This is a genomic window from Kribbella sp. NBC_00889 (assembly GCF_045207705.1).
Lineage (GTDB): Bacteria > Actinomycetota > Actinomycetes > Propionibacteriales > Kribbellaceae > Kribbella.
Map to the genome: position 1 here is coordinate 4332773 of NZ_CP108783.1, position 21574 is coordinate 4354346.

General features: G+C 69.2%; 21 protein-coding genes and 1 riboswitch. Of the genes, 17 read left to right on the top strand and 4 right to left on the bottom strand.

Features of this window, described 5'->3' with window-relative positions; translation table 11 throughout:
• The first annotated feature begins 51 nt into the window (after positions 1-51).
• Genes OG817_RS20945 through OG817_RS20970 form a run of 6 tightly spaced genes read left to right on the top strand, consistent with a single transcriptional unit; the run spans position 52 to position 7377 of the window.
• Positions 52-1266 (top strand): hypothetical protein, encoded by a 1215-nt coding sequence (locus OG817_RS20945; protein ID WP_406057037.1) that lies wholly within the window; start codon positions 52-54, stop codon positions 1264-1266.
• Positions 1263-2897: a YveK family protein gene (locus tag OG817_RS20950; RefSeq protein ID WP_406057039.1), complete on the top strand. Its 1635-nt coding sequence runs from the start codon at positions 1263-1265 to the stop codon at positions 2895-2897. The genes OG817_RS20945 and OG817_RS20950 overlap by 4 nt, the downstream gene beginning before the upstream one ends.
• Positions 2894-4141, top strand: a complete 1248-nt coding sequence (locus OG817_RS20955; RefSeq protein WP_406057041.1) for an O-antigen ligase family protein — start codon at positions 2894-2896, stop codon at positions 4139-4141. The genes OG817_RS20950 and OG817_RS20955 overlap by 4 nt, the downstream gene beginning before the upstream one ends.
• The gene (locus OG817_RS20960; RefSeq protein WP_406057043.1) at positions 4138-5340 is read left to right on the top strand and encodes a glycosyltransferase; all 1203 of its coding nucleotides are present in this window, start codon (positions 4138-4140) and stop codon (positions 5338-5340) included. The genes OG817_RS20955 and OG817_RS20960 overlap by 4 nt, the downstream gene beginning before the upstream one ends.
• 34 nt (positions 5341-5374) lie before the next feature.
• Complete coding sequence (locus tag OG817_RS20965) at positions 5375-6988, top strand: right-handed parallel beta-helix repeat-containing protein (protein WP_406057045.1); 1614 nt, start codon at positions 5375-5377, stop codon at positions 6986-6988.
• Between the two features lie 5 nt (positions 6989-6993).
• Positions 6994-7377 (top strand): hypothetical protein, encoded by a 384-nt coding sequence (locus tag OG817_RS20970; protein WP_406057046.1) that lies wholly within the window; start codon positions 6994-6996, stop codon positions 7375-7377.
• Between the two features lie 41 nt (positions 7378-7418).
• On the opposite strand, the gene OG817_RS20975 is transcribed toward OG817_RS20970, so the two are convergent.
• The 4 genes from OG817_RS20975 to OG817_RS20990 all read right to left on the bottom strand — a co-directional run bounded on the left by OG817_RS20975 (position 7419) and on the right by OG817_RS20990 (position 11012).
• A complete protein-coding gene (locus OG817_RS20975) occupies positions 7419-8021 on the bottom strand; it encodes an RNA polymerase sigma factor (protein WP_396389315.1) in 603 nt (200 codons plus the stop codon).
• A gap of 93 nt (positions 8022-8114) precedes the next feature.
• The gene (locus OG817_RS20980) at positions 8115-9641 is read right to left on the bottom strand and encodes a sugar transferase (protein WP_406057048.1); all 1527 of its coding nucleotides are present in this window, start codon (positions 9639-9641) and stop codon (positions 8115-8117) included.
• A gap of 274 nt (positions 9642-9915) precedes the next feature.
• Positions 9916-10191, bottom strand: a complete 276-nt coding sequence (locus OG817_RS20985) for a PspA-associated protein PspAA (protein ID WP_396389312.1) — start codon at positions 10189-10191, stop codon at positions 9916-9918.
• Positions 10188-11012: a PspA/IM30 family protein gene (locus OG817_RS20990; RefSeq protein ID WP_406057050.1), complete on the bottom strand. Its 825-nt coding sequence runs from the start codon at positions 11010-11012 to the stop codon at positions 10188-10190. Before OG817_RS20990 ends, OG817_RS20985 begins: the two co-directional genes overlap by 4 nt.
• Before the next feature lie 165 nt (positions 11013-11177).
• Between OG817_RS20990 and OG817_RS20995 the strand changes: the two genes are divergently transcribed.
• The 11 genes from OG817_RS20995 (at position 11178) to OG817_RS21045 (ending at position 21518) form a co-directional block, all read left to right on the top strand.
• The gene (locus OG817_RS20995; RefSeq protein ID WP_396389310.1) at positions 11178-11765 is read left to right on the top strand and encodes a DUF3043 domain-containing protein; all 588 of its coding nucleotides are present in this window, start codon (positions 11178-11180) and stop codon (positions 11763-11765) included.
• Positions 11766-11789: 24 nt separating this feature from the next.
• Positions 11790-12803 (top strand): aldo/keto reductase family protein, encoded by a 1014-nt coding sequence (locus OG817_RS21000; protein WP_406057052.1) that lies wholly within the window; start codon positions 11790-11792, stop codon positions 12801-12803.
• Entirely contained in the window at positions 12800-13009 is a 210-nt protein-coding gene (locus OG817_RS21005; protein ID WP_360456095.1) for a hypothetical protein, read from the top strand. Before OG817_RS21000 ends, OG817_RS21005 begins: the two co-directional genes overlap by 4 nt.
• A 32-nt stretch (positions 13010-13041) precedes the next feature.
• A riboswitch (cobalamin riboswitch) is annotated at positions 13042-13107 on the top strand.
• A 115-nt stretch (positions 13108-13222) separates the two neighbouring features.
• The gene (locus OG817_RS21010) at positions 13223-13933 is read left to right on the top strand and encodes an SCO2322 family protein (protein WP_406057055.1); all 711 of its coding nucleotides are present in this window, start codon (positions 13223-13225) and stop codon (positions 13931-13933) included.
• A complete protein-coding gene (locus tag OG817_RS21015) occupies positions 13933-15021 on the top strand; it encodes an energy-coupling factor transporter transmembrane component T (RefSeq protein WP_406057057.1) in 1089 nt (362 codons plus the stop codon). The genes OG817_RS21010 and OG817_RS21015 overlap by 1 nt, the downstream gene beginning before the upstream one ends.
• Complete coding sequence (locus OG817_RS21020; RefSeq protein WP_406057059.1) at positions 15018-16628, top strand: ABC transporter ATP-binding protein; 1611 nt, start codon at positions 15018-15020, stop codon at positions 16626-16628. Before OG817_RS21015 ends, OG817_RS21020 begins: the two co-directional genes overlap by 4 nt.
• A 38-nt stretch (positions 16629-16666) precedes the next feature.
• Positions 16667-17434: an ECF transporter S component gene (locus OG817_RS21025; RefSeq protein ID WP_406057061.1), complete on the top strand. Its 768-nt coding sequence runs from the start codon at positions 16667-16669 to the stop codon at positions 17432-17434.
• Positions 17427-17957, top strand: a complete 531-nt coding sequence (locus OG817_RS21030) for a bifunctional adenosylcobinamide kinase/adenosylcobinamide-phosphate guanylyltransferase (RefSeq protein ID WP_406057063.1) — start codon at positions 17427-17429, stop codon at positions 17955-17957. The genes OG817_RS21025 and OG817_RS21030 overlap by 8 nt, the downstream gene beginning before the upstream one ends.
• 107 nt (positions 17958-18064) lie before the next feature.
• On the top strand, positions 18065-18811 hold the full coding sequence (locus OG817_RS21035) for an adenosylcobinamide-GDP ribazoletransferase (RefSeq protein ID WP_406057471.1): 747 nt from the start codon (positions 18065-18067) through the stop codon (positions 18809-18811).
• A gap of 283 nt (positions 18812-19094) precedes the next feature.
• On the top strand, positions 19095-20282 hold the full coding sequence (locus tag OG817_RS21040) for an ROK family protein (protein WP_406057065.1): 1188 nt from the start codon (positions 19095-19097) through the stop codon (positions 20280-20282).
• Between the two features lie 162 nt (positions 20283-20444).
• Positions 20445-21518: a substrate-binding domain-containing protein gene (locus OG817_RS21045; protein ID WP_406057067.1), complete on the top strand. Its 1074-nt coding sequence runs from the start codon at positions 20445-20447 to the stop codon at positions 21516-21518.
• The last annotated feature ends 56 nt before the right edge of the window (positions 21519-21574 follow it).

Below are 21574 nucleotides of genomic sequence, written 5' to 3' on the forward strand. Positions count from 1 at the left end.
TCACCGCCCTCTATTACAGGACACCACCGTGGCGTTCGACTGGAGGGGACTGTGAGCGCACAGCAGCTCGACGTCAAGAAGTCCTGGCGGGCCATTCGTAGGTACCGCCTGATCGTCGCTGCCGTGGCAGCGGTCGGCCTGCTCGTCGGTCTTGCCGCCGGGTTCTTGGTGCCGCCACTGCACACCGCCACTTCGCTCGTGGTGCTGCCGCCACCACTGGCAGCCGATCCGGAGAAGGCGACCGGCACGCAGAGCATCGAGACGCAGGTCTTCATCGCGGAGAGCGAGCCGGTGCTGAGGAGCGCGGGGCAGAACCTGTCGCCCGCGCTGCCCTCCGAAGTGGTCAAGGGCAGGGTCAAGGTCACCGCCGTCACCGACGACGTCATCCAGATCGACGCCAAGGGAACGACGGCCGGTCAGTCGATGCGACTGGCGAATGCTGTCGCCGAGGTCTACCTGGTCTTCGTCACCACGGACCAGAAGCTGCCCGGCGACCTGGGGAAGAAAACGGGGGCACGGGTCTTGGAGCAGGCGACTACCGCACGGGGCGGGAATCTCGCGATTCACTTGGGAATCTTCGGGTTGCTCGGCGCACTGATCGGCGCCGTGGCCAGCTCGATCGGCGTACTGGCGAAGGTCCGCGGCGACCGGCGGCTGCGGCTGCGGGACGAGATCGCGGACGCGGTCGGACTTCCGGTGCTGGCGTCGGTTTCGTCGTACCAGGCAACCGATGTGTCCGACTGGGCCTATCTGCTCGAGCACTATTCACCAACGGCCGTCGAGGCCTGGAGTCTGCGCAAGACGCTGCATCACCTCGGCCTGGACGTGAAGGGCGGCGGGCCTGTCTCGCTGACCGTCATCTCGTTCACCGGTGACGACAAGGCGCTGCCGCTCGGCCCGCAACTGGCCGCGCTCGCCACGTCGATCGGCATCACCACCTCGATCGTGGTCGACTCGCACCAAGAGCCGGCCGGCACCACGGCATTGAGCATCCACCTGGTCGTCGTCGATCGGGACGCGCCGCACCTGGTCGGCGCCGAGCGCACCACCAACACGATCGTCGCCCTGTCGGCCGGCACCGTGACGGCCGAGGAACTGGCCCGGCTGGCTGTCGCGGCCGCGGCCGACGACCGGAACATCGACGGCCTGGTCGTCACCGATCCCGACCCGACGGACCGCACCATCGGCCGCGTCTCGCAGTCGATGCGCCGGTCGAGCTCCCGGCTGCCGACCCTCCTCACCGGTACCGCGAGGAGGGGCAAATGAGTAACCAGCCGTCCACCGAGCCCGTGGTGAGCCAGCCGGCCTGGACCGACGACGACGGCCTGTTCGCCGACGACGGACCCTCGACCGCGTACCCGCCGGACGCGCTGGTCACCTTTCGGTTTCTCCGCGACGCAGTCCGCCGGCACCTGCGGATCTGGCTGATCGTCGGCATCGTCGGGCTGGGCTGTGGCCTGGCGTCGACCGTCGTAGTGCCGACGACGAACGCTTCGTCGACCCGCTTGCTGCTCACCCATCGCGATGGTGAGGACCCGGCGAAGGCGATGGCCACGGATGTCAGCCTGGCGACCACACACACGGTGGCACAGCGGGTCATCGACCTGCTCAAGCTGCCCGAGACGCCGGATGACCTGCTCAAGGAGTACACCGTCGGCGGCAAGACCGACCGGGTGCTCGAGATCACGGCCTCGGCGAAGACTCCTGACCAGGCGACCAAGCTGGCGACCGTCGTCGCACAGGTGTTTCTGGTCTACCGCAAGGAGCAGATCGCGCTGCAGGACGCGCCGCTGCGTCGCGACAAGACCGCGGCCGAGGGCGACCTGACCGTGGCCGAGCAGGCGGTCCGCGCCGCCGGCGACGATCCGGCCCAGATGAAGGAACCGAACAGCCCGGCGGGGGTCCGCCTCGGCGCCGCCCGCGACCGGTACGTCTACGTTAGTCAGCAGCTGCTCGACCAGCAGGCCCAGGCTTCGCGAATGAACAGCAGCCGGATGCTCGACGCGGCCGCGCCGGTGCCGGTCTCGGCCAAGCGGACGATCGCGATCAACGCGGCCACCGGGCTGCTCGCCGGGCTGTTCATCGGTCTCGGCTTCGTCATCGTTCGTGCGCTGATCTCGGACCGGCTGTGGAAGCGGCAGGACATCGCCCGTGCGCTGGGTACCCGGGTCCGGCTGAGCAGCGAACGGCCGCCGCGCTGGCAGCTCCTGCCCTATCCCCGGTACCTGAGCGACGCGCAGCGACGGCAGCCGGAGGTCCGGCTGATGGTGCAGCACCTCGACCAGCGCATCTTCTGGGGCGAGCGTCCCACGCCGGGCATGACCGTGGTCAGCGTCGACGACGTGAAGACCTGTGCCCTGGTGGTGGCGTCGCTGGCGGTGGCGCTGGCCGAGGAGGGCAAGCACGTACTGGTGGCCGACCTCACCGAGTCCGGCAGGCTCGCGGGGATGCTCGGCGTCAAGACGCCCGGCACCCACGAGTCACGGTTCAGCGAACCGGGCCTTCGGATCGACGTCCATCGCCCCGACCCGGACCGCGGACCGGCGCAAGGCTGCTATCTGCACCTGAGCGACTCCCACCGGCCGTCGAGCTCCGGTGACGTCGCACTCGACTCGGCCTGGGAGGTCTCGGACATCGTTCTCACCCTGACCACCCTGACGCCGGAGATCGGCGCCGATCACCTGGGCACGTGGGCGTCGCACGCCGCCGTCGTGGTGACCGCGGGTCAATCGACCACCACCAAGATCCAGGCCACCGGCGAGATGCTGCGGCTGGCCGGACTCGAGCTGGACACCGCTGTCGTCCTCCGTCCGGATCAGACCGACGAGGGTGTCGGCGTCGCCGAAGCCGAGGCCGGTACGCCGAGGACGGTGGACGTCGAGATGTTCGGCCGATGACCACGATCACCACCCGGTGGAGCACGCAGCTGGCCACGCGGCTCGGCCACCGCCCGACCAGGCGGGTGGTCGCGCCCGAGGTCCGGCGGCGCCGGCGGGTCCAGCTCACCTGGGCACTGCTCGTGCTGAACGTGATGACGTTCTTCCCGGGCGCGCCACACCTGCTGCCGATCCCGGGGTCCCTCGGCAAGCTCATCGCCCAAGGAGCCCTGGTCGGCGCACTGATGATGGCGCTGTCGGTGAACCGGCCGGTCCGGATCCGGCCGAGTGTGTTCATCTTCCTGCTCCTGATGCTGGCGGCCGAGGGCCTGCTCGCCAGCGTCCGGGCCGAGTTCCTGTTCGGTGCGCTCTTCCGCGGCGGCCGCCTGTTCACCTTCGCGATGGTGCTGTGGCTGCTGACACCGTGGTGGACCCGCCGGGACCTCCTGCTCGTCCGGACGCACCTCCTTGTCCTGTGGACCATCCTCGGATCGGTCGTCCTCGGTCTGCTCGTCGCGCCCGGGGTGGCGCTCACCGACGACCGGCTCGGCGGCACTCTCTGGCCCATCCCGCCGACGCAGGTCGGGCACTACGCCGCGGTGGCGGCCGGCCTCACGATCGTGCTGTGGCTATCCGGGCTACTCCGGCGCGGAGTCGCGCTCACCAGCGTGCTGGTGGCCATTCCCGTGTTGCTGCTGACGCATACGCGGACCGCGTTGGTCGCGCTGCTGGCCGGCGTACTGATCGCGGGGCTGAGCCTGTTCACCGCGCGGTCGCGGGTGCGCAAGTCGTTCGCCATCGGCTTCGCCGTCTTCTCCGTCGGAGCACTCACCCTCGGCTCGGTGGTAGCGACCTGGCTGGCGCGCGGGCAGGACGCCGAAGAAGTGACCGCACTGACCGGCCGCAGGGCCGTCTGGGACTCGATCCTGGCCGAGCCGCGGTCGGCGTTCGAGACCCTGTTCGGCTTCGGCCTGTCGAACAAGTCCTTCAACGGCCTGCCGATCGACAGTAACTGGCTCGGCACGTACTACGACGTCGGGCTGGTCGGGGTCGCGATCACGATCATGCTGGTGCTGTTCGTCCTGACCGCCGCCTGGTTCCGCCCGCAGGGACCGCATCGCGCGCTCGCGTTGTTCCTGGTCGCGTACTGCGTGGTCGCGTCGTTCACCGAGAGCGGCCTCAGCGAAGCGTCGCCGTACCTGCTCGAGCTGACGCTGGCGGCATCACTCGTGTACTCCACATCCACCCGTGAAGGAGTGCGATGAAGATCCTGCTGGTACACAACCGGTACCGGTCGACCGCTCCGAGCGGGGAGAACCGGGTGGTCGACCAGGAGAGCGAGGCACTGACCGCCCTCGGCCACGAGGTCCGGCACTTCGAGCGGCACAGTGACGCCATCGAGGACTGGCCCGCGTGGCAGAAGGCGACGTTGCCCGCCCGCGTGGTCTGGAACCCGGCGAGCCGGCGGGACCTCGCCGCTGCCCTGGCCGAGGACCGGCCCGACGTCGTTCACATCCACAACACGTTCCCGCTGCTGAGCCCGTCCGTGCTGTACGCGTGCCGCAAGGCGGGCGTCCCGGTCGTGATCACCCTGCACAACTACAAGCTGCTGTGCGCCAGCGGCGACTTCTTCCGCAACGGCGAGGTCTGCCACGACTGCGCCGGTGGCAACCCGGCGCCCGCGGTGATCCACCGTTGCTACCGGGGATCCGCGCTGGCGACCTCGACCACGGTGCTGAACGCCCGGAGCCACCGGCGCAGCTGGCGCCGCCTGGTATCGGCGTACATCTTCATCTCCGAATCCCAGCGACAGCTGATGGCCGCGATGGACTTCGAGCCGGACCGGACGTTCGTCAAACACAACGTGGTCCCGTACGACGGCCCCGTCGGCGGACCGAAGGAGCGCCAGGTCACGTACGTCGGACGCCTGGACGCGGCCAAGGGCGCTCCCCTGCTGATGAAGGGCTGGGACGCGTACCGCGCGATCGCCAGCGACGACGCGCTCCGGCTCGTGATCGCCGGCGGCGGCCCGATGCTGGACGAGGTCACCGCCTGGGCGGCCACCCGGCCGTCCGTCGAGCTGCGCGGGATGATGACCAAGCCGGAGGTGTTCGAGCTGATCCGCTCGTCCCGGGCCGTCGTCCTGCCGTCGGAGTGGGAGGAGACGTTCGGCCTGGTGGTCGTCGAGGCGATGGCAGTCGGCATACCACTGCTGGCGTCCGGCCACGGGTCGTTCCCGGACCTGATCACCGACGGCGTCGACGGCGCGCTGTTCGAACCGGGACGTCCGGACGCGCTCGCCAAGTTGCTGCTCGACGTCGACACATCCCCCGACCGGTACGACGATCTCGGCCGGCAGGCCCGGACGACGTACGAGAAGAAGCACCAGCCCCACCAGAGCATCGATCAGTTGCTCGACATCTACCGGTACGCGATCGAGCACCCGGTAACCGCCACCGCCTGAGTCCGAGGCCCAGATGCCCCCCGAAGGAAACGCCATGGAACAACGCGACCCGTCTACGGGACACGCGTGGTACCGCCGCCCGCCGTTCCTCATCGCCGCGACATCGGTCGTGGTCGCCGCGCTCGTCGTGGTCGGGATCACCGTGCTCGACGGCGACGCGAGATCGAAGGCTCAGTCCACTCCGTCCGCTTCACCCGCGGCCACGGAAACCAACGTCACCGCACCGACAGCGCCGCCGGCGCGGGTCTGTGGGAACGCCAAGGCCCTGGCCGGTCCGGCCAAGGCTCCGTCCGGTGCGGTCGTGGTCGGCACGGGCCAGAACCTCAACCAGCTCACCACCTCGCATCCGGCCGGCACCACCTTCTGGCTGGCCGCAGGAACCCACAAGCTCGGCGCCGGCATGTATGCCCAGGTGATCCCGAAGGACGGCAACACCTACGTCGGCGCGCCCGGCGCGATCCTGGATGGCGCCAAGGACAATCGGTACGCCTTCACCGGCTACGCTACCAAGGTCACGGTGAAGAACCTGACCATCCAGAACTTCGGCGCACCCCGGACGAACAACGACGAGGGCGTGGTGAACCACGACGCCGCCGCCAGCTGGACGGTCGAGGCCAACACGATCCGTCTGAACGCCGGCGCCGGGCTGATGGTCGGCGACCACAACGTTGTCCGCGGCAACTGTCTGCAGCAGAACGGCCAGTACGGCTTCAACGCCTACAACCCGGGCAAGGTCAAGGGCATCACGATCGAGAAGAACGAGATCGCCGGCAACAACACCGACGACTGGGAGAGGGTCAAGAAGGGCTGCGGGTGCACCGGCGGCGGGAAGTTCTGGGAAGTCACCGGCGCTGTGGTACGGGGCAACTGGATCCACGACAACCTCAGCGCCGGGCTGTGGGCGGACACCAACAACACCGGCTTCGTGATCGAGGGCAACTACATCTCCAGCAATCTGGCCGAGGGCATCATCTACGAGACCAGCTACAACGCCGGCATCCGTGGCAACACGTTCGCCCGCAACGGTCTCGTGAAGGGTCCGCTGAACCTCGGGTTCCCGACGTCGGCGCTGTACATCTCTGAGTCCGGCAGCGACCCGCGGGTAGCCGGCGTCTACAACAAGACCTTCGAGGTGAGCGATAACGTCTTCACCGACAACTGGTCCGGCGTCGTGCTGTGGGAGAACGCCGACCGGTTCGCCGGGTCGCCGGCCAACACCAGCACCGGCTCGGGCACGCTGGTGAACCCCTCTGTGGTGACGGCCAAGTCCTGCAACGAGACCACGATCAAGAAACCGCCGTACCTGGCCGACTGTCGGTGGAAGACGCAGAACGTGCGCGTGCACGACAACCTGTTCAGCCTCGTCCCGGACAATATCGGCAAGACCTGTGCGTTCAGCAGCGGCTGCGGCTTCAACGGTCTGTTCTCCAACTGGGGCACGTTTCCGACCTGGTCGCCGTACAAGACGGCGACGGTGCAGGACGCGATCACGCACGACCAGGGCAACCGGTTCTTCAACAACACCTACGCCGGACCGTGGAACTTCATTGTGCACGAACAGGGCAACCGGGTGAACTGGGCCGCCTGGCAGGGCGCACCGTACGGCCAGGACCAGGACAGCGTGATCAAGGTGCAAGGGGAGCGCTGAGCACGGTGATCGGGCCTCCTGAGCGTGCCGTAGGCGAGCAGATCGCGCTGCTCCGCTCGGTCGGCTATGCCGCGTTCGGGCGGCATGAGCGGGATCTCGACGTACTCGACCTGGTCTTCGACAGCCTCGTCGACGCCCCTGGCTTCTCCAGCGACACTCATGGCGACTTCCGCCGGCTGCGGTTCACCGGCCACGGCATCACCTTGGACGTCGACATCCACGGACAGACCGACCTGACCGTCGAACTGCGGGTCTCCCCGTCCGGACCGGTGATGGTCGAGTCCCGCGGTGCCGACGACGGACCGACCGCGGCCCGGCTGGTCAGCTTCCTGCTCCGGTGGCCGGGCAGCACACAACGGCCGGTCCGGACCGCCTGGATCATGCTCTGATCAGACGGATCCGGACCAGCCGCCGGATACAGGCTCCTGCTTCAGGAGGCAAGCAGCAGTCTGAGCTTCTCCAGGCACCGGCCGCGGATCGGGCCGATGCTGCCGATCGGGATTCCGATCGTCGCCGAGATCTCCGCGTACGGCGCGGGCGGGTCGGCCATCAGCATGCCGAGCAGCTGCTGCCACCGGTCCGGCAGGCTCTCCAGAGCCCGCCGTACGTCGACCGCCCGCTCGTCGGCGAGTAGATCCGCGTCCAGCTCCGGCAGGTCGCCGGGCACCCCCTCGAACGCGGCCGACTCGTAGGTGAGCAGGACCCGCTTGCGGAACGCCAGCACCCGCAGGCATTCCCGGCGGGTGGTGACGACCAGCCACGCGCCGACCCGTTCGGGGTCGACGCGGTGGATGTGCTCGAGCAACCGCAGCCAGACCATCTGGGATACGTCCGCGGCGTCGCTGTCGCTGAGCCGGAAGCTGCGGGTAACGGCCCAGACGAGCCGCGCATAGTGGTCGACCAACCGGCTCCAGGAGCCCTGGTCCCCGGACGCGGCCTGGATCACCAGGGTCGCGGCCTCGGACCGGACGACGACAGCGTCGTCGGCCGTTTCCTGATCAGTACCGGGCTCGGCACTGAGGTGTTGCATCATGAATTCCCCCCTCGGGAATGCACCGCGTGTTCTGACGTCCCCCGACGTAGTGGTGCGGTTGACTCCGCCCGGCCGGCAGATGGCCGGGCGGGTTCAATAGGCGCCGTCGCTTCCCAGGACGGCGCGAGCGGTCTTCCACAAAATGAGCAGGTCCAGCGCGATCGACCAGTTGTCGGCGTACCGCAGGTCGAGCCGCATGGACTCCTCCCAGGTCAGATCGCTGCGACCGCTGACCTGCCACAGGCCGGTCAGGCCGGGCTTCACGAGCATCCGCCGCGCGTCGTCGATCTGGTACTTCGCGACCTCGGCGGGCAGCGGTGGCCGTGGGCCGACCAGTGACATGTCCCCCCGGAGCACGTTCACCAGTTGCGGCAGCTCGTCGATCGAGAACCGGCGCAGGTACTTGCCGACCCTCGTCACCCGTGGATCGTCGCGGAGCTTGAACAGCACCCCGTTGCCCTCGTTCAGCTTCTGCAGGTCGGCCTTGCGTTCCTCGGCGTCGGCCACCATCGTGCGGAACTTCAGCATCGAGAACTGCTCACCGCCGCGGCCGACCCGGGTCTGCCGGAACAGCACCGGCCCCCGGCTGGTCGCCTTCACCATGACCGCGGTCACGATCAGGATCGGCGAGACCGCCAGCAGCAGCAGACACCCGAGTACCCGGTCGAAGATGGTCTTCAGCAGGTGCGGCCCGCCGCTGACCGAAGGCCGCTCCAGGTGCAGCAGCGAGAGTCCGGCGACCGGTCGGATCGAGATCCGCGGGCCGGCGACCTCGACGATGCCCGGCGAGACGATCAGTTCGACACCGCGCTGTTCGAGCGCCCATGACAACTTCCGCAGCGTGTACCCCGCCAGCTCAGGATCCGCGGCCACTGCCACGACCTCGACGTCGTACTGGTCGACCGCGGCCAGGATGTTCATCTCGGTCCGGCCCAGCCGTTCGGGCTCCGGTTCCTCGAAGGCGTCGCCGCGCGGCAGGCAGCTCGCGACCACGATGTAGCCGTCGGCCGGCCGCTCCTCCAGGTGCCGCCGCAGCGTGGTCACCTGGTCGTTGCGTCCGACAACGAGCACCCGGCGCATGCACCGCCCGGCGAACCGCCGCCAGGAGATGCTGCGGTGCAGCACCCATCGGCCGAACATCGCCGCCAGGCACGTCATCGGCACCGCCAGGATGACGAAACCACGCGCGACCTCGCTCTTGGTCGCGTACGACGTGATGGCGACCAGGGCGGTCAGTGCGACCGCGGCCCGGATGATCGAGCGGAACTCCTCCGGCCCGGTGCCGAAGTACCGGGTCTCATAGCCCCGCTGCAGCGCCACACAGGCCAGCCAGGCGATCGGCAGCAGCGCGCCCACCAGGATGTAGCCAAGGTTGATCTGGGCCCCGAAGCGGGCCACCAGCGCGAGCGAGCCACCGGTCACGGCCGCGGCCAGGTCGGCCGTGAGCGCGGCTCGGCGGTACCTGCCCACCCAACGCGCCTCGGTGAACCGGGCCGACAGCGGCACGATCGCCGGAATCTCGTCCGGTACCACCCAGACCGGCCGACGACGCTCCCCCGACGGCGCCGGCCGTAGATCAGCCGAATCGGCCAACCCCTCGGACATGACGAATTCAGTCACGCACAGTCACCCCCCACAGGTGAAAAGCGATGCCCGCGACCAACCCACTCCCCGTCACGGACCTCGATGAAATGCCGCCCCCACAACGGCATTGACCCAGAGAGTACTACGGGAATGCCCTGGTCGGACAGTACCCGGAGCGAGTGTTTACCCGTGCGAAATCCAGCACCCGGACGAAGACCCCCGGAGCCTGTTTTCCAGGCTCAGGGGGTCTCGTGTCGACTACAGCACGTGATCGGCCGCCGGGTCGGGACGGCGATCGCCGGCAGTGTGTTCAGCCGGCGATCAGGCCGTCACCGCTGATCAGCTCGCGCATCTCGCCCAGCGTGCTGTCGCCCGGCGGCAGGATCGCGTCGGAGTCGTGCAGCTCGTCGTCCGGCAGCTTGTCGCCGGCCCGGACGAACTCCAGCAGCGCGGCGAAGGCAGTCTTGAAGCCCGCCTCGTCACTGGCGGAGACAGCCTTCTCCAGATCGGTGTCGACCGCATTCAGCTGGTCCAGCTTGTCGTCGGCCAGTCGCCACTGACCTTCGCCCATGATGCGAACGATCATCGAAGATCACCGTCCTGCGGCCGGGCCGGCTCGGCCGCCGGCTGCTGCGCCGGCTGCTGGGCAGGCGCCTGCGCCTGGGCCGGCCCAGGGGTCTCACCGGGCAGCTCCTTGGGCGCACTGCCGCCGGAGAGCTGCGCCTTCATCGCGGCCAGCTCGCTCTCCACGTCGGAGCCGGACGACATCCGCTCCAGCTCCAGCGTGATGTTGTCCTTCGCCGTACCGCTGGCGTCGTCGAGCGCACCGGAGGCGAGCAGCTCGTCGATCGCGCCGGCCCGGGCCTGCATCTGCTGGGTCTTGTCCTCAGCCCGCTGGACTGCCAGACCGACGTCGCTCATCTCCTCGGAGATGCCCGAGAACGCCTCGTTGATCCGGGTCTGCGCCTCGGCCGCGGTGTAGGTGGCCTTGATGGTCTCCTTGCGGGTCCGGAACGACTCGACCTTGGCCTGCAGCCGCTGGGAGGCGAGCGTCAGCTTCTCCTCCTCACCCTGCAACTGGGCGTGCTGGGTCTGCAGATCGTCGATCTGGCCCTGCAGCCCGGACTTGCGGGTCAGGGCCTCCCGGGCCAGGTCCTCGCGGCCCATCGAGAGCGCCTTCTGCGCCTGGTCCTGGAGCTTGCTGGACTGGGACTGCAGCTGGGAGGCCTGCAGCTCCACCCGCTTGCGGCTGGTGGCCACGTCGGCCACACCTCGCCGCACCTTCTGCAGCAGCTCCAGCTGCCTCTGATACGAGTAGTCAAGGGTTTCGCGAGGATCCTCGGCCTTGTCCAGGGCGGAATTCGCCTTGGCCTTGAAGATCGTCGACATCCGCCTGAAGATGCTCATCGATATCCGTACCCCTTCTGTGCCGGCGTGACGACCCGGCGTGCCTTGTCCACCCTATGTCCCCACGGGTCACCACACCATCAGGACCGGCCCCGATAAAGTGGGTGTCAGGTCCGGGGACCACCCCGAGTCGCGACCTGCCCTGCCGAATGAGGTTCAGACCCCGTGTTCCGTCGTACCAAGTCTGAGACAGATACCACCGTACCCGCCGAGCCCCAGGCCAAGCCGGGCGGGAAGGGACGCCCCACCCCGACCCGCAAGGAGGCGGAGGCGGCCCGCAAGGCCGCGCTGCGCAAGCCGCGCAACCGCAAGGAGGCGTCGGCGTACCGGCGGGAGAAGGTCCGGACCGAGCGGGCCAAGATGCAGGACGCGATGCGTACGGGCGACGACCGGTACCTGCCGGCCGCCGACAAGGGGCCGGTCCGGCGGTTCGCCCGGGACTACGTGGACGCCCGCTACTCGGTGATGGAGTTCGCGCTGCCGGTGCTCCTGGTGGTGTCCCTGGTCGGCGTGGTGTTCTCGGCGCAGTTCCCCTGGCTGGCCGGCATCGTCAACCTGCTCTTCCTGGTGATGATCGTGCTGATCGCGCTGGACTGGTTCCTGCTCTCGGCCGGCCTGCGGAAGGCGGTCACGGCGAAGTTCCCGAAGGAGCCGACCAAGGGCATCGGGTTCTACGCGGTCCGGCGGACCATGCAGATGCGCCGCTGGCGGATGCCCAAGCCGATGGTGAAGCGCGGCGAGAAGCCGAGCTGATCCGGGCCCAGTAGGGTCGGGGGTATGGACTTCCGCTATCTCGGCAACAGTGGTTTGAAGGTCAGCGAGATCTCGTACGGGAACTGGCTGACGCATGGCTCCCAGGTGGAGAACGAACAGGCCAAGGCGTGTGTGCGGGCGGCCCTGGAGGCCGGCATCACCACGTTCGACACGGCCGACGTGTACGCCAACACCAAGGCCGAGTCGGTTCTCGGCGAGGCGCTGGAGGGTCAGCGGCGCGAGTCGCTGGAGATCTTCACGAAGGTCTACTGGCCGACCGGCCCGGGCGGACCGAACGACACCGGTCTGTCCCGCAAGCACATCCACGAGTCGATCAACGGGTCGCTGAAGCGGCTCAAGACCGACTACGTCGACCTCTACCAGGCGCACCGGTACGACACCGAGACGCCGCTGGAGGAGACGATGGAGGCCTTCGCCGACGTCGTCCGCTCCGGCAAGGCGCTCTACATCGGTGTGTCCGAGTGGACCGCCGAGCAGCTGCAGGAGGGCCACCGGCTGGCCCGTGAGCTGCGCATCCCGTTCGTCTCGAACCAGCCGCAGTACAGCATGCTCTGGCGGGTGATCGAGGCCGAGGTGGTGCCGGCTTCGGAGGAGCTGGGCATCGGCCAGGTCGTGTTCTCCCCGATCGCGCAGGGTGTGCTGACCGGCAAGTACGTGCCGGGCCAGCAGCCGCCGGAGGGCTCCCGGGCCACCGACGACAAGGGCGGCGCGAACATGATCCGGCGTTTCCTCAACGACGACGTGCTCACCCGGGTGCAGGAGCTGAAGCCGCTCGCCGACGAGGCCGGCCTGTCGCTGTCCCAGCTGGCCGTCGCCTGGGTGCTGCAGAACCCGAACGTCTCGTCGGCCATCGTCGGCGCCTCCCGGCCCGAGCAGGTGGTCGAGAACGTGAAGGCGTCCGGCGTCAAGCTCGAGGACGGCCTGCTCAAGCGCATCGACGAGGTCCTGGGCGGCATCGTCGAGCGCGACCCGGCCAAGACCGTGCAGAACTCGCCGCAGACCCGGCCGGGCTCGTGAGCTGGAGCTGGCGGTTCGAGACCGCGAGCGGCGCCCTGGTCGATCCCGGTGAGGTCGGCGGGGCCGACTTCTCCGCGCAGGGCGACGCGGAGAGCTGGCTGGGTGAGACCTGGCGGGACCTGTCCGAGCGTGGCGTCGGGCAGGTCTACCTGCTGGAGGACGGCCGTGAGGTCTACGGCCCGATGAGTCTCGCCGCGCCAGAGTAGGCTTCGGTCCGAACCAAACGCCTGCGTCACAGGGAAGCCGGTCCAAGTCCGGCGCTGACCCGCAACCGTAGGCCACCTCAGGTGGCGAGCCGGAACACTGTGACGCAGGCAGACAGGCTCAGCTACCCGCCGTGGTCCGCGGGTGGAGCCCCTACCCTGCCTGCGCAGGCGGGACCTCCTCCATCGGGCCGCGGCCTGACCGAGGACAATCAGATGACTGCACAACGGACGCTACGACTGGTCCTCAGCCTGCTGGCGGGTCTCCTGCTCGCGGGGACCGTCGCCACCACAGCACAGGCCGAGGACGGCTACCGCTTCTGGGGCTACTACCAGTGGACGGCGGGCAAGTGGGCCTTCGCCCAGAAGGGCGCGGACGTCGTCGTACCGGCCGATGGCGCCGTGGAGGGCTGGCGGTTCGCCGTCGGCGGCGCGGCGCCCCGGATGCCGCGCGCGGCCGGTGACTTCGAGGCGATCTGCGGCAAGACCCCGGCCGAGACCGGGAAGAAGCGGGTGGCCCTGGTGGTCGACCCGGGTACGCCGGAAGACGCGCTCAGCGGTGAGACGCCGAAGCCGGCCACCGGCACCTGCGTGGTGACGGATCCGAAGTCGACCGGGGCGAAGATCCTGGCCGCGGTCGGCCCGGTCCGGATCGAGAAGGGCCTGACCTGTGGGATCGACGGGTACCCGTCCAAGGGCTGTGGCGACCAGCTGAAGAACATCAAGGTGCCGGCCACGGATACGCCGGTGACGCTGGAGATCGGTGCCGCGGTCGGCTCCACCGCTGCCCCCGCACCGACCACCTCCGACTCGTCCTCGTCCGACGACGGTGCACCGTGGACCGGCATCATCATCGCCGCGGTCGTCGTCCTCGTACTGGCAGGCGGCGGTCTGGTCCTCAGCCGCCGGCGCTCCTCGAGTCAGTAGTGCGTACTGTCCACCACCTGACGCTCCCCCGGGCCCTGCACCCGGGGGCATGGTGGCTGTGGTCCCTGGGGATGGCCGTGGCCGCCAGCAGGACACGTAACCCGGTGCTGCTCCTGCTGATCCTCGCAGTGACCGGTTTCGTCGTGGCGGCCCGCCGGAGCGACGCTCCCTGGGCCCACAGCTACGCTGCGTTCCTCAAGCTCGGGCTGGTGGTCATCGGTCTCCGAGTAGTCCTGCAAGCGCTGCTGTCCACCCGCTCGCAGGGCAACACAGTGCTGTTCACGCTGCCCCAGATCCCGTTGCCGGACTGGGCCAGCGGGGTCAAGCTCGGCGGCGAGGTCACCGCCGAGGCCTTGATCACGGCTCTGTACGACGGCCTGCAGCTGGCGGTCATGCTCTGCTGCATTGGTGCCGCCAACGCACTGGCCAGTCCGCGGCGACTGCTGAAGTCGTTGCCTGGAGCCCTCTACGAGATGGGCGTGGCCTGTGTGGTGGCGTTGACCTTCGCACCGCAACTGGTGACGGACTCCCGCCGCATCCGCGCCGCCCGCCGCCTGCGCGGCCGCACCCGAGGTTCATTCCGTACGACGGCCATGCCGGTGCTGGAAGGTGCGTTGGACAGGTCCGTGGAACTCGCGGCCGCGATGGACTCCCGCGGCTACGGCCGTACGGCGCAGGTCCCTAAGCACCAGCGCCGCCTCACCGGACTGTGCGTGCTGCTGGGTTTGCTAGGCATCCTGCTCGGCGTCTACGCGCTCCTGACCGACTCCATGGCGTTCCCGTTCGCTGCGGCCACTCTCGGCGTCGGACTGCTGATGGCCGTCGGTGCGATGGCGGTCGGGCGGCAGCGGGTGACACGGACGCAGTACAGACCCGATCCGTGGGCTCTCCCCGAGTGGCTGGTCGTCGGCTCCGGCGCGATCGCCGCCGCGGCCATGGTGACCGCAGCGTCGCGTGGCGTGGCCGGTCTGGTGTTGCCGGGGCCGATGGTGGTCCCACCTGCTCCGCTGCTGCCGATTCTCGGCATCCTCGTGGGCCTGACTCCGGCGCTGGCCGCGCCGCCACTGGTGAAGCGGGTGGTCACATGATCGAGTTCGACCGGGTGACGGTCACCTACGACGGGGCCACGGAACCAGCCCTGCGGGACGTGAGTTTCACCGTGCCCGAGGGCGAACTGGCGCTCGTCATCGGCCGGACCGGCTCCGGCAAGTCAACGTTGCTGAGGGCAATCAACGGGCTGGTGCCGCATTTCACCGGTGGGACGCTGTCCGGGCGGGTCCTGATCGCCGGGCGGGACACCCGCGAGTTCCGGCCCCGCGACCTGGCCGATGTCGTCGGTATGGTCGGGCAGGACCCGATGGCCGGGTTCGTCACCGACACAGTGGAGGACGAACTCGCGTACAGCATGGAGTCACTCGGAGTCGCGCCGGACGTCATGCGGCGCCGGGTCGAAGAGACGCTCGACCTGCTGGGACTGGCCGACGTACGCGATCGTGCGCTGACGTCGCTGTCCGGCGGACAGCGACAGCGGACCGCCATCGGCGCGGCCCTCACCTCTCACCCGGCTGTGCTCGTTCTGGACGAGCCGACGTCCGCTCTGGACCCACAGGCGGCGGAGGAGGTGCTGGCCGCGCTGCAGCGGCTCGTCCACGATCTGAGTGTCACTGTGGTGATGGCCGAGCACCGGCTCGAGCGCGTCATCCAGTACGCCGACCGCGTGATCGAAGTACCCGGTGGTTCTGCTGCTGTGTCGACCGGGCTGCCGGCGGACCAGATGGTGACCGCACCGGTCGCACCGCCTGTGGTGGAGCTCGGACGACTGGCCGGCTGGTCTCCCCTGCCGCTGTCGGTGCGGGACGCCCGGCGGGCTGCGGTCGCGTTGCGCAGCCGGTTGGACTCGGCTGCGCCGGTCAGACCCAACGCGTCACTTGGCTCTGAGCTCGCGCGGTGCACCGACCTCGTTGCCGGCTACGGCAGCGTCATGGCGCTGCGTGGAGTGTCCCTGAGCATCAAAGCCGGCGAGGTCGTCGCTCTGATGGGCCGCAACGGCGCCGGTAAGTCGACGCTCCTGAACGCGCTGGTCGGCATCGTCCCGGCCCGATCCGGGACGGCGGTCGCCGGCGGCGCGGACCCACGTCGTACCAGACCTGACAAGCTCGTGAAGGCGGTCGGACTGGTGCCGCAGGAGCCTGCGGACCTGCTGTACGCCGCCACCGTCACCGACGAGTGCGCCAGCGCCGACTCCGACTTCAGAGTGCCGTCCGGTAGTTGCCGAGCGCTACTGAACCGGCTGGCGCCCGACATCGACGACCGGATGCATCCGCGGGACCTGTCCGAGGGACAACGGCTCTGTCTGGCGTTGGCCGTCGTACTGTGTGGTGCCCCGCCGCTCCTGTTGCTCGACGAGCCGACGCGTGGACTGGACTACGGCGCCAAGCGGCGGCTCGTGGAGATCCTGCGTGAGCTCGCAATTGCTGGACATGCGGTGGTGCTGTCGACGCATGACGTGGAGATGGTCGCCGAGGTCGCCAGCCGGGTTCTGGTGCTCGCTGAGGGCGAGTTGGTGAGTGACGGCGAGACTGCGGCGGTGATCGCCGGGTCGCCGGCATTCGCGCCGCAGGTGGCGAAGATCCTTGCTCCGTTGCCGTTCCTGACCGTCGGCGAGGTCGCCACCGCACTGGACCGTGCGTCGTGAATCTCGTCCGGCTGAAGCCTCGCAGTACCGCGGCTCTCATGGTCGCCTCGTTGGCCGGGCTGCTGGCCTTCGGTTGGCCGTTGTTCTTGCACACGGATCAGGCGGGTGCGTCCGCGATCGGCCACACCACCGACGCACCGTGGCTCTTCGTCCTGCTGCTGCCGTTGCTGGTGGCCGTCGTACTCGCGGAGCTGTCGGAGTCGGGGATCGACGCGAAGGTGATCTCACTGCTCGGCATGCTGGCGGCTGTCGGCGCCGCGTTGCGGGCGCTGGGTCCTGGTACGGCGGGGCTGGAGCCGGGGTTCTTCCTGCTGGTGCTGGCCGGGCGGGCATTCGGGGCAGGGTTCGGGTTCGTGCTGGGGGCTGTATCGCTGCTGGGTGGGGCGTTGATCAGTGGCGGGGTCGGTCCGTGGATGCCGTTCCAGATGTTCGCGTGCGCGTGGGTGGGGTGCCTGGCCGGGCTGTTGCCACGGGCGGGTGGACGGCTGGAGTTGTTGCTGCTGGCGGCGTACTCGCTGGTCTCCGGCGTGCTGTACGGCGTGGTGATGAACCTGTGGTTCTGGCCGTACGCGACCTTCGGCAGCGACTTCTCGTTCATCCCGGGTGACGCGCTGGCCGGGAACCTGCATCGGTACCTCCTGTTCGTGGTGGCGACGTCGTTGGGCTGGGACATCCCGCGCGGGATCCTCAGCGCGGTCCTGGTGCTGCTCGTCGGAGGGCCGGTGTTGAAGGCCTTCCGCCGTACGGCGCGGAAGGCCGCCTTCGACGTACCAGTGGTGTTCGATTCCGGGAGGGCGAATGGCTGAGCAGCGCACATTGATCCTCGGCGGGGCACGGTCCGGCAAGTCGATCGCAGCCGAACGCCGCCTGGCCTCGGTGCCCGAGGTGTTGTACGTCGCGACTGGTGGCGACGACTCCGGTGACGCGGAATGGGCGGAGCGGGTCGCCAAGCATCAGGCCCGGCGCCCAGCCAGTTGGGGTCTGGCAGAGACGATCGATCTGGTCCCGCTGCTCGAGTCGTCCGGGCCGCCGATGCTGATCGACTGCCTGACGCTGTGGCTCTCCCGCACCATGGACTCCCTCGACGTCTGGTCGGATCTGAGTCGCTCGGACCTGGTCGACGAACGCATCGCGGAGCTCGCCGCCGCCTGGTCGGGCACATCCCGGGTCGTGGTTGCGGTCAGCAACGACATCGGCTCCGGCGTGGTCCCCGCCGATGCCGGCACCCGCCTCTTCCGCGACCTGATGGGCCGCCTCAACACCACCATCTCGCTGGCCTCCGACCAGGTCCTCTGGACCATCGCAGGCCGAACCCTCCCCCTGACATGACGGCGAACGAGGGGCAATCCGACGACCCGGCCAAACCTGCCAGCAGTGACTCGGCCGACCGGGGCGGTGGCGGATGGTTGGACGGGGCCTGGTTGAGTTTGGGCACGTTGTCGGTGCTACCTGCGCCGATGCCGTCGACGGTGGACCGTCCGGTCGGTGGGCGGGCGATGGTGCTCGCGCCTGCCGTCGGCTTGGTGATCGGCTCGGTCGCTGCCGGCGTCGTGGCGCTGGTCCAACTGGTGCGGCCGGATGCGGAGCTGCTCACCGCGGTGCTTGCCGTGCTTGTGGTGGCGGGCCTGTCCGGCGCACTGCACCTGGACGGCTTGGCGGATTTCGCGGACGCGCTCGGCAGCCGCCGCGACCGCGAGACCATGCTCCGGATCATGAAGCAGAGCGACATCGGGCCATTCGGTGTCGTCAGCATCATCGGCGTACTCCTGGTCGACGTCGCGGCCCTCACCACCTGCATCCAGGCAGGCTTCGGTTGGCAGGCAGCCCTGATCGCCACCACAGCCAGTCGCCTGACTCTCCCGTGGTCCTGCCGCACCACAGCACCCGCAGCCCGCCCGGACGGCCTCGGCGCCGTCGTTGCCGCCACCGTCCGCCCCCTGACAGCAGCCGCGGCCACAGTCGTCGTACTGGCCGCTGCCCTGGTCCTCACCTGGCTGACCACCGCGCCCGACTTCCTCCGACTCGCAGGCACCGCCGCCGCGGTCCTGCTGGCCGTAGCCACCGCGTTCGCCACCACCCGCCGCGCCCACACTGCACTCGGCGGCACCACCGGCGACGTACTCGGCGCCACCGTCGAACTGGCGCTCCCGGTCGCTCTGCTGTCCCTCGCCCTGACCACCTAGCGCATGACGTACCGAAGAACGGGTAGTAGTTCGCCCGCAGCGCCCATCCCGCGGCACCGCGGCCTCGCCACGAGCGGGGCGGGGGTGAGATGGGCGGACCACTACCCGTTCTTCGGTACACGCCGACGGGTGGAGTGTGTCTTCTGCAGGCGCCGGGCAGGCGTGCATTAATGTCGCCGGTGGACGGCGAACGTGGGGCAGTGACGGCGAGGACAGATGTGATGTTGGCGGTTTACGGCCGGTACAGGGCCGGGTACACCTCGCGATCCGTTATGTTTATGTAATGAACGCAACCCGCCCCGCACCTGGGTCGCAGGCTTCGCTGCGCGAAGCCAACCGCGAACGCGTTCTGGGAGTCGTCCGGCAACACGGCCCCCTGACCCAGGTCGAGATCGCCACCGCCTCCGGGCTGTCGGCCGCCACCGTGTCGAACATGGTCCGCGAACTGGACCAGGCCGGCATGGTCGGTCTGTCCCGCAGCATCCGCAACGGCCGCCGCGCGGTCCTGGTCTCGCTCGCGTCGGGCGGCGGTCTCCTCGCGGGGGTCGCCTTCGGCGAGCGCGACGTCCGGGTCGCGATCGCCAACGAGTCCCGTGAGGTCCTCGCCCAGCAGTTGATGCCGCTGCAGGCCGACCACGTCGCCGACGACGGGATGGAGCGCGCCGCCCGGCTGCTCGCCGACCTGGCCGAGACGGTCAGCTCCGGTGTCGAGGACATCAGTGCGATCGGCTTCGGCCTGCCCGCGCCGGTCGACTCGGTCAGCGGCGAGGCGGGGTCCGACGCGGTCCTGCCCGGCTGGCGCGGCGTGAACGTCGCCGAGGCGATGGCCGGCCACCTGCGAGCGCCGGTCGCGCTCGACAACACCGCCAACCTGGCCGCCCTCGGCGAGCTGCGCAACGGCGCGCTCCGCGGCGTCCGGCACGGCTGCTACCTCAAGTTTTCCTACGGTGTCGGCGCCGGCATCGTGCTGAGCGGCGAGGTGTTCCGCGGCTCAGCCGGTACGGCGGGCGAGATCGGTCACGTCACCATCGACGAGAACGGCCCGATCTGCCGCTGCGGCAACCGTGGCTGCCTGGACACGTTCGTCGGATCCCGCGCCCTGATCAGCAGCCTTGCCGCGTCGCACGGCCCACTCCGGCTGAAAGACATCATCAGCCGGGCGCTCCAGGACGACCTCGGCTGCCGACGGGTGATCGAGGATGCCGGCCGCCGGGTCGGTGTCGCGGTGGCCGGACTGGTGAACCTGTTCAACCCCGAGGTGATCGTGGTCGGCGGCCTGATGGCGGAGGCCGGTGACCTGATCCTGCACCCGCTCCGCGAAGCTCTCGACCGCTGCGCGATCCCCAGCGCCGCCGCAACCGTGGACCTGCGACGCGCCGAGCTCGGCGACGAGGCCGACATCATCGGCGCCATCCACCTGGCCTCCGTGCTCAGCCACGCTCAGGCCACCAAGTCGCTCAGCATCTCCTGACGCCACCTCGCCATCCGGAGTACGACGGGGGCTTCCGCCTGCCCCGCGTCGGTCACGTTGCAGGAATATGTCTATTTCTTGAATTCAAGTCTTGACGTCAAGGCTGCCGGGAGCTTGACTTCCGTCAGGCCTACCCGGGCCTTCACGTCAAGGAGCCGCCATATGTCCGTGTCAGCATCCCGTCTCGTCGGCCTCGGCCTCGCCGTCTCGGCCCTCGCCGTCTCCCTCGTCGCCTGTGGCTCCGACGACGGTGACTCCGGTTCGGGCGGCGCCAAGAAGATCGCGCTGCTGCTGCCGGAGTCGAAGACGACCCGCTACGAGGCACTCGACCGGCCGCTGTTCACCGAGGCGCTGAAGGCCGCCTGCGCCGACTGCGAACTGATCTACAGCAACGCCGACCAGGACGCGGCCAAGCAGCAACAGCAGGCCGAGGCGGCGCTGACCCAGGGCGCGAACGTGCTCGTGCTCGACCCGGTCGACGGCAAGGCCGCCGCCGCGGTCGTCGCCTCCGCGAAGAGCCAGAGCGTCCCCGTGGTCGCGTACGACCGGTTCATCGAGAACGCCGACTATTACGTGTCGTTCGAGAACGAGGCGGTCGGGAAGCTGCAGGCCCAGACCCTGGTCGACACCCTCAAGGCGGCCGGCAAGACCTCCGGCAACCTGGCCATGATCAACGGCGCGCCGACGGACCCGAACGCGGCCGACTTCAAGAAGGGCGCGCACAGCGTGCTGGACAGCAGCGGCTTCAAGGTCGCCGCCGAGTTCGACACCCCGGACTGGAGCCCGGACAAGGCGCAGGCCTGGATGGAAGGCCAGTTGAGCGCGATCAAGAACGGCCTGGTCGGTGTGTACGCCGCCAACGACGGTACGGCGGGCGGCGCGATCGCAGCGCTGAAGGGTGGCGGCGTCACCCCGCTGCCGCCGGTCACCGGGCAGGACTCCGAGCTGGCCGCGATCCAGCGGATCGTCTCCGGGGACCAGGCGATGACGATCTACAAGGCGGTCAAGCCGCAGGCCGAGGCCGCGGCGAAGGGCGCGCTGGCGCTGGCGAACGGCAGCAAGCCCGAGTCGACCACCGAGAAGAGCGGCATCCCGTCGACGATCCTCGACCCGGTCGCGGTGACCAAGGCCAACATCAAGGACACCGTGGTCAAGGACAACATCTACAAGGTGAGCGACATCTGCACCGCGTCGTTCGCCGCCGCCTGCACCGCGGCCGGCCTGACCAGCAACTGACCCGCCCCTTCGGCGTTGCCCCGCAGTGAGGTGCGGGGCAACGCCGGGTCTGTCCC

Bases quoted from the DNA above. Each gene is read 5' to 3' on its own strand.
- OG817_RS21010 (WP_406057055.1), top strand. From the start codon at position 13,223: ATGACTGCACAACGGACGCTACGACTGGTCCTCAGCCTGCTGGCGGGT.
- OG817_RS20965 (WP_406057045.1), top strand. From the start codon at position 5,375: ATGGAACAACGCGACCCGTCTACGGGACACGCGTGGTACCGCCGCCCG.
- OG817_RS21025 (WP_406057061.1), top strand. From the start codon at position 16,667: ATGGTCGCCTCGTTGGCCGGGCTGCTGGCCTTCGGTTGGCCGTTGTTC.
- OG817_RS21040 (WP_406057065.1), top strand. From the start codon at position 19,095: ATGAACGCAACCCGCCCCGCACCTGGGTCGCAGGCTTCGCTGCGCGAA.
- OG817_RS21020 (WP_406057059.1), top strand. From the start codon at position 15,018: ATGATCGAGTTCGACCGGGTGACGGTCACCTACGACGGGGCCACGGAA.
- OG817_RS20990 (WP_406057050.1), bottom strand. From the start codon at position 11,012: ATGAGCATCTTCAGGCGGATGTCGACGATCTTCAAGGCCAAGGCGAAT.
- OG817_RS21045 (WP_406057067.1), top strand. From the start codon at position 20,445: ATGTCCGTGTCAGCATCCCGTCTCGTCGGCCTCGGCCTCGCCGTCTCG.
- OG817_RS20975 (WP_396389315.1), bottom strand. From the start codon at position 8,021: ATGATGCAACACCTCAGTGCCGAGCCCGGTACTGATCAGGAAACGGCC.
- OG817_RS21030 (WP_406057063.1), top strand. From the start codon at position 17,427: ATGGCTGAGCAGCGCACATTGATCCTCGGCGGGGCACGGTCCGGCAAG.
- OG817_RS20950 (WP_406057039.1), top strand. From the start codon at position 1,263: ATGAGTAACCAGCCGTCCACCGAGCCCGTGGTGAGCCAGCCGGCCTGG.
- OG817_RS20960 (WP_406057043.1), top strand. From the start codon at position 4,138: ATGAAGATCCTGCTGGTACACAACCGGTACCGGTCGACCGCTCCGAGC.
- OG817_RS20985 (WP_396389312.1), bottom strand. From the start codon at position 10,191: ATGATCGTTCGCATCATGGGCGAAGGTCAGTGGCGACTGGCCGACGAC.
- OG817_RS21000 (WP_406057052.1), top strand. From the start codon at position 11,790: ATGGACTTCCGCTATCTCGGCAACAGTGGTTTGAAGGTCAGCGAGATC.
- OG817_RS20955 (WP_406057041.1), top strand. From the start codon at position 2,894: ATGACCACGATCACCACCCGGTGGAGCACGCAGCTGGCCACGCGGCTC.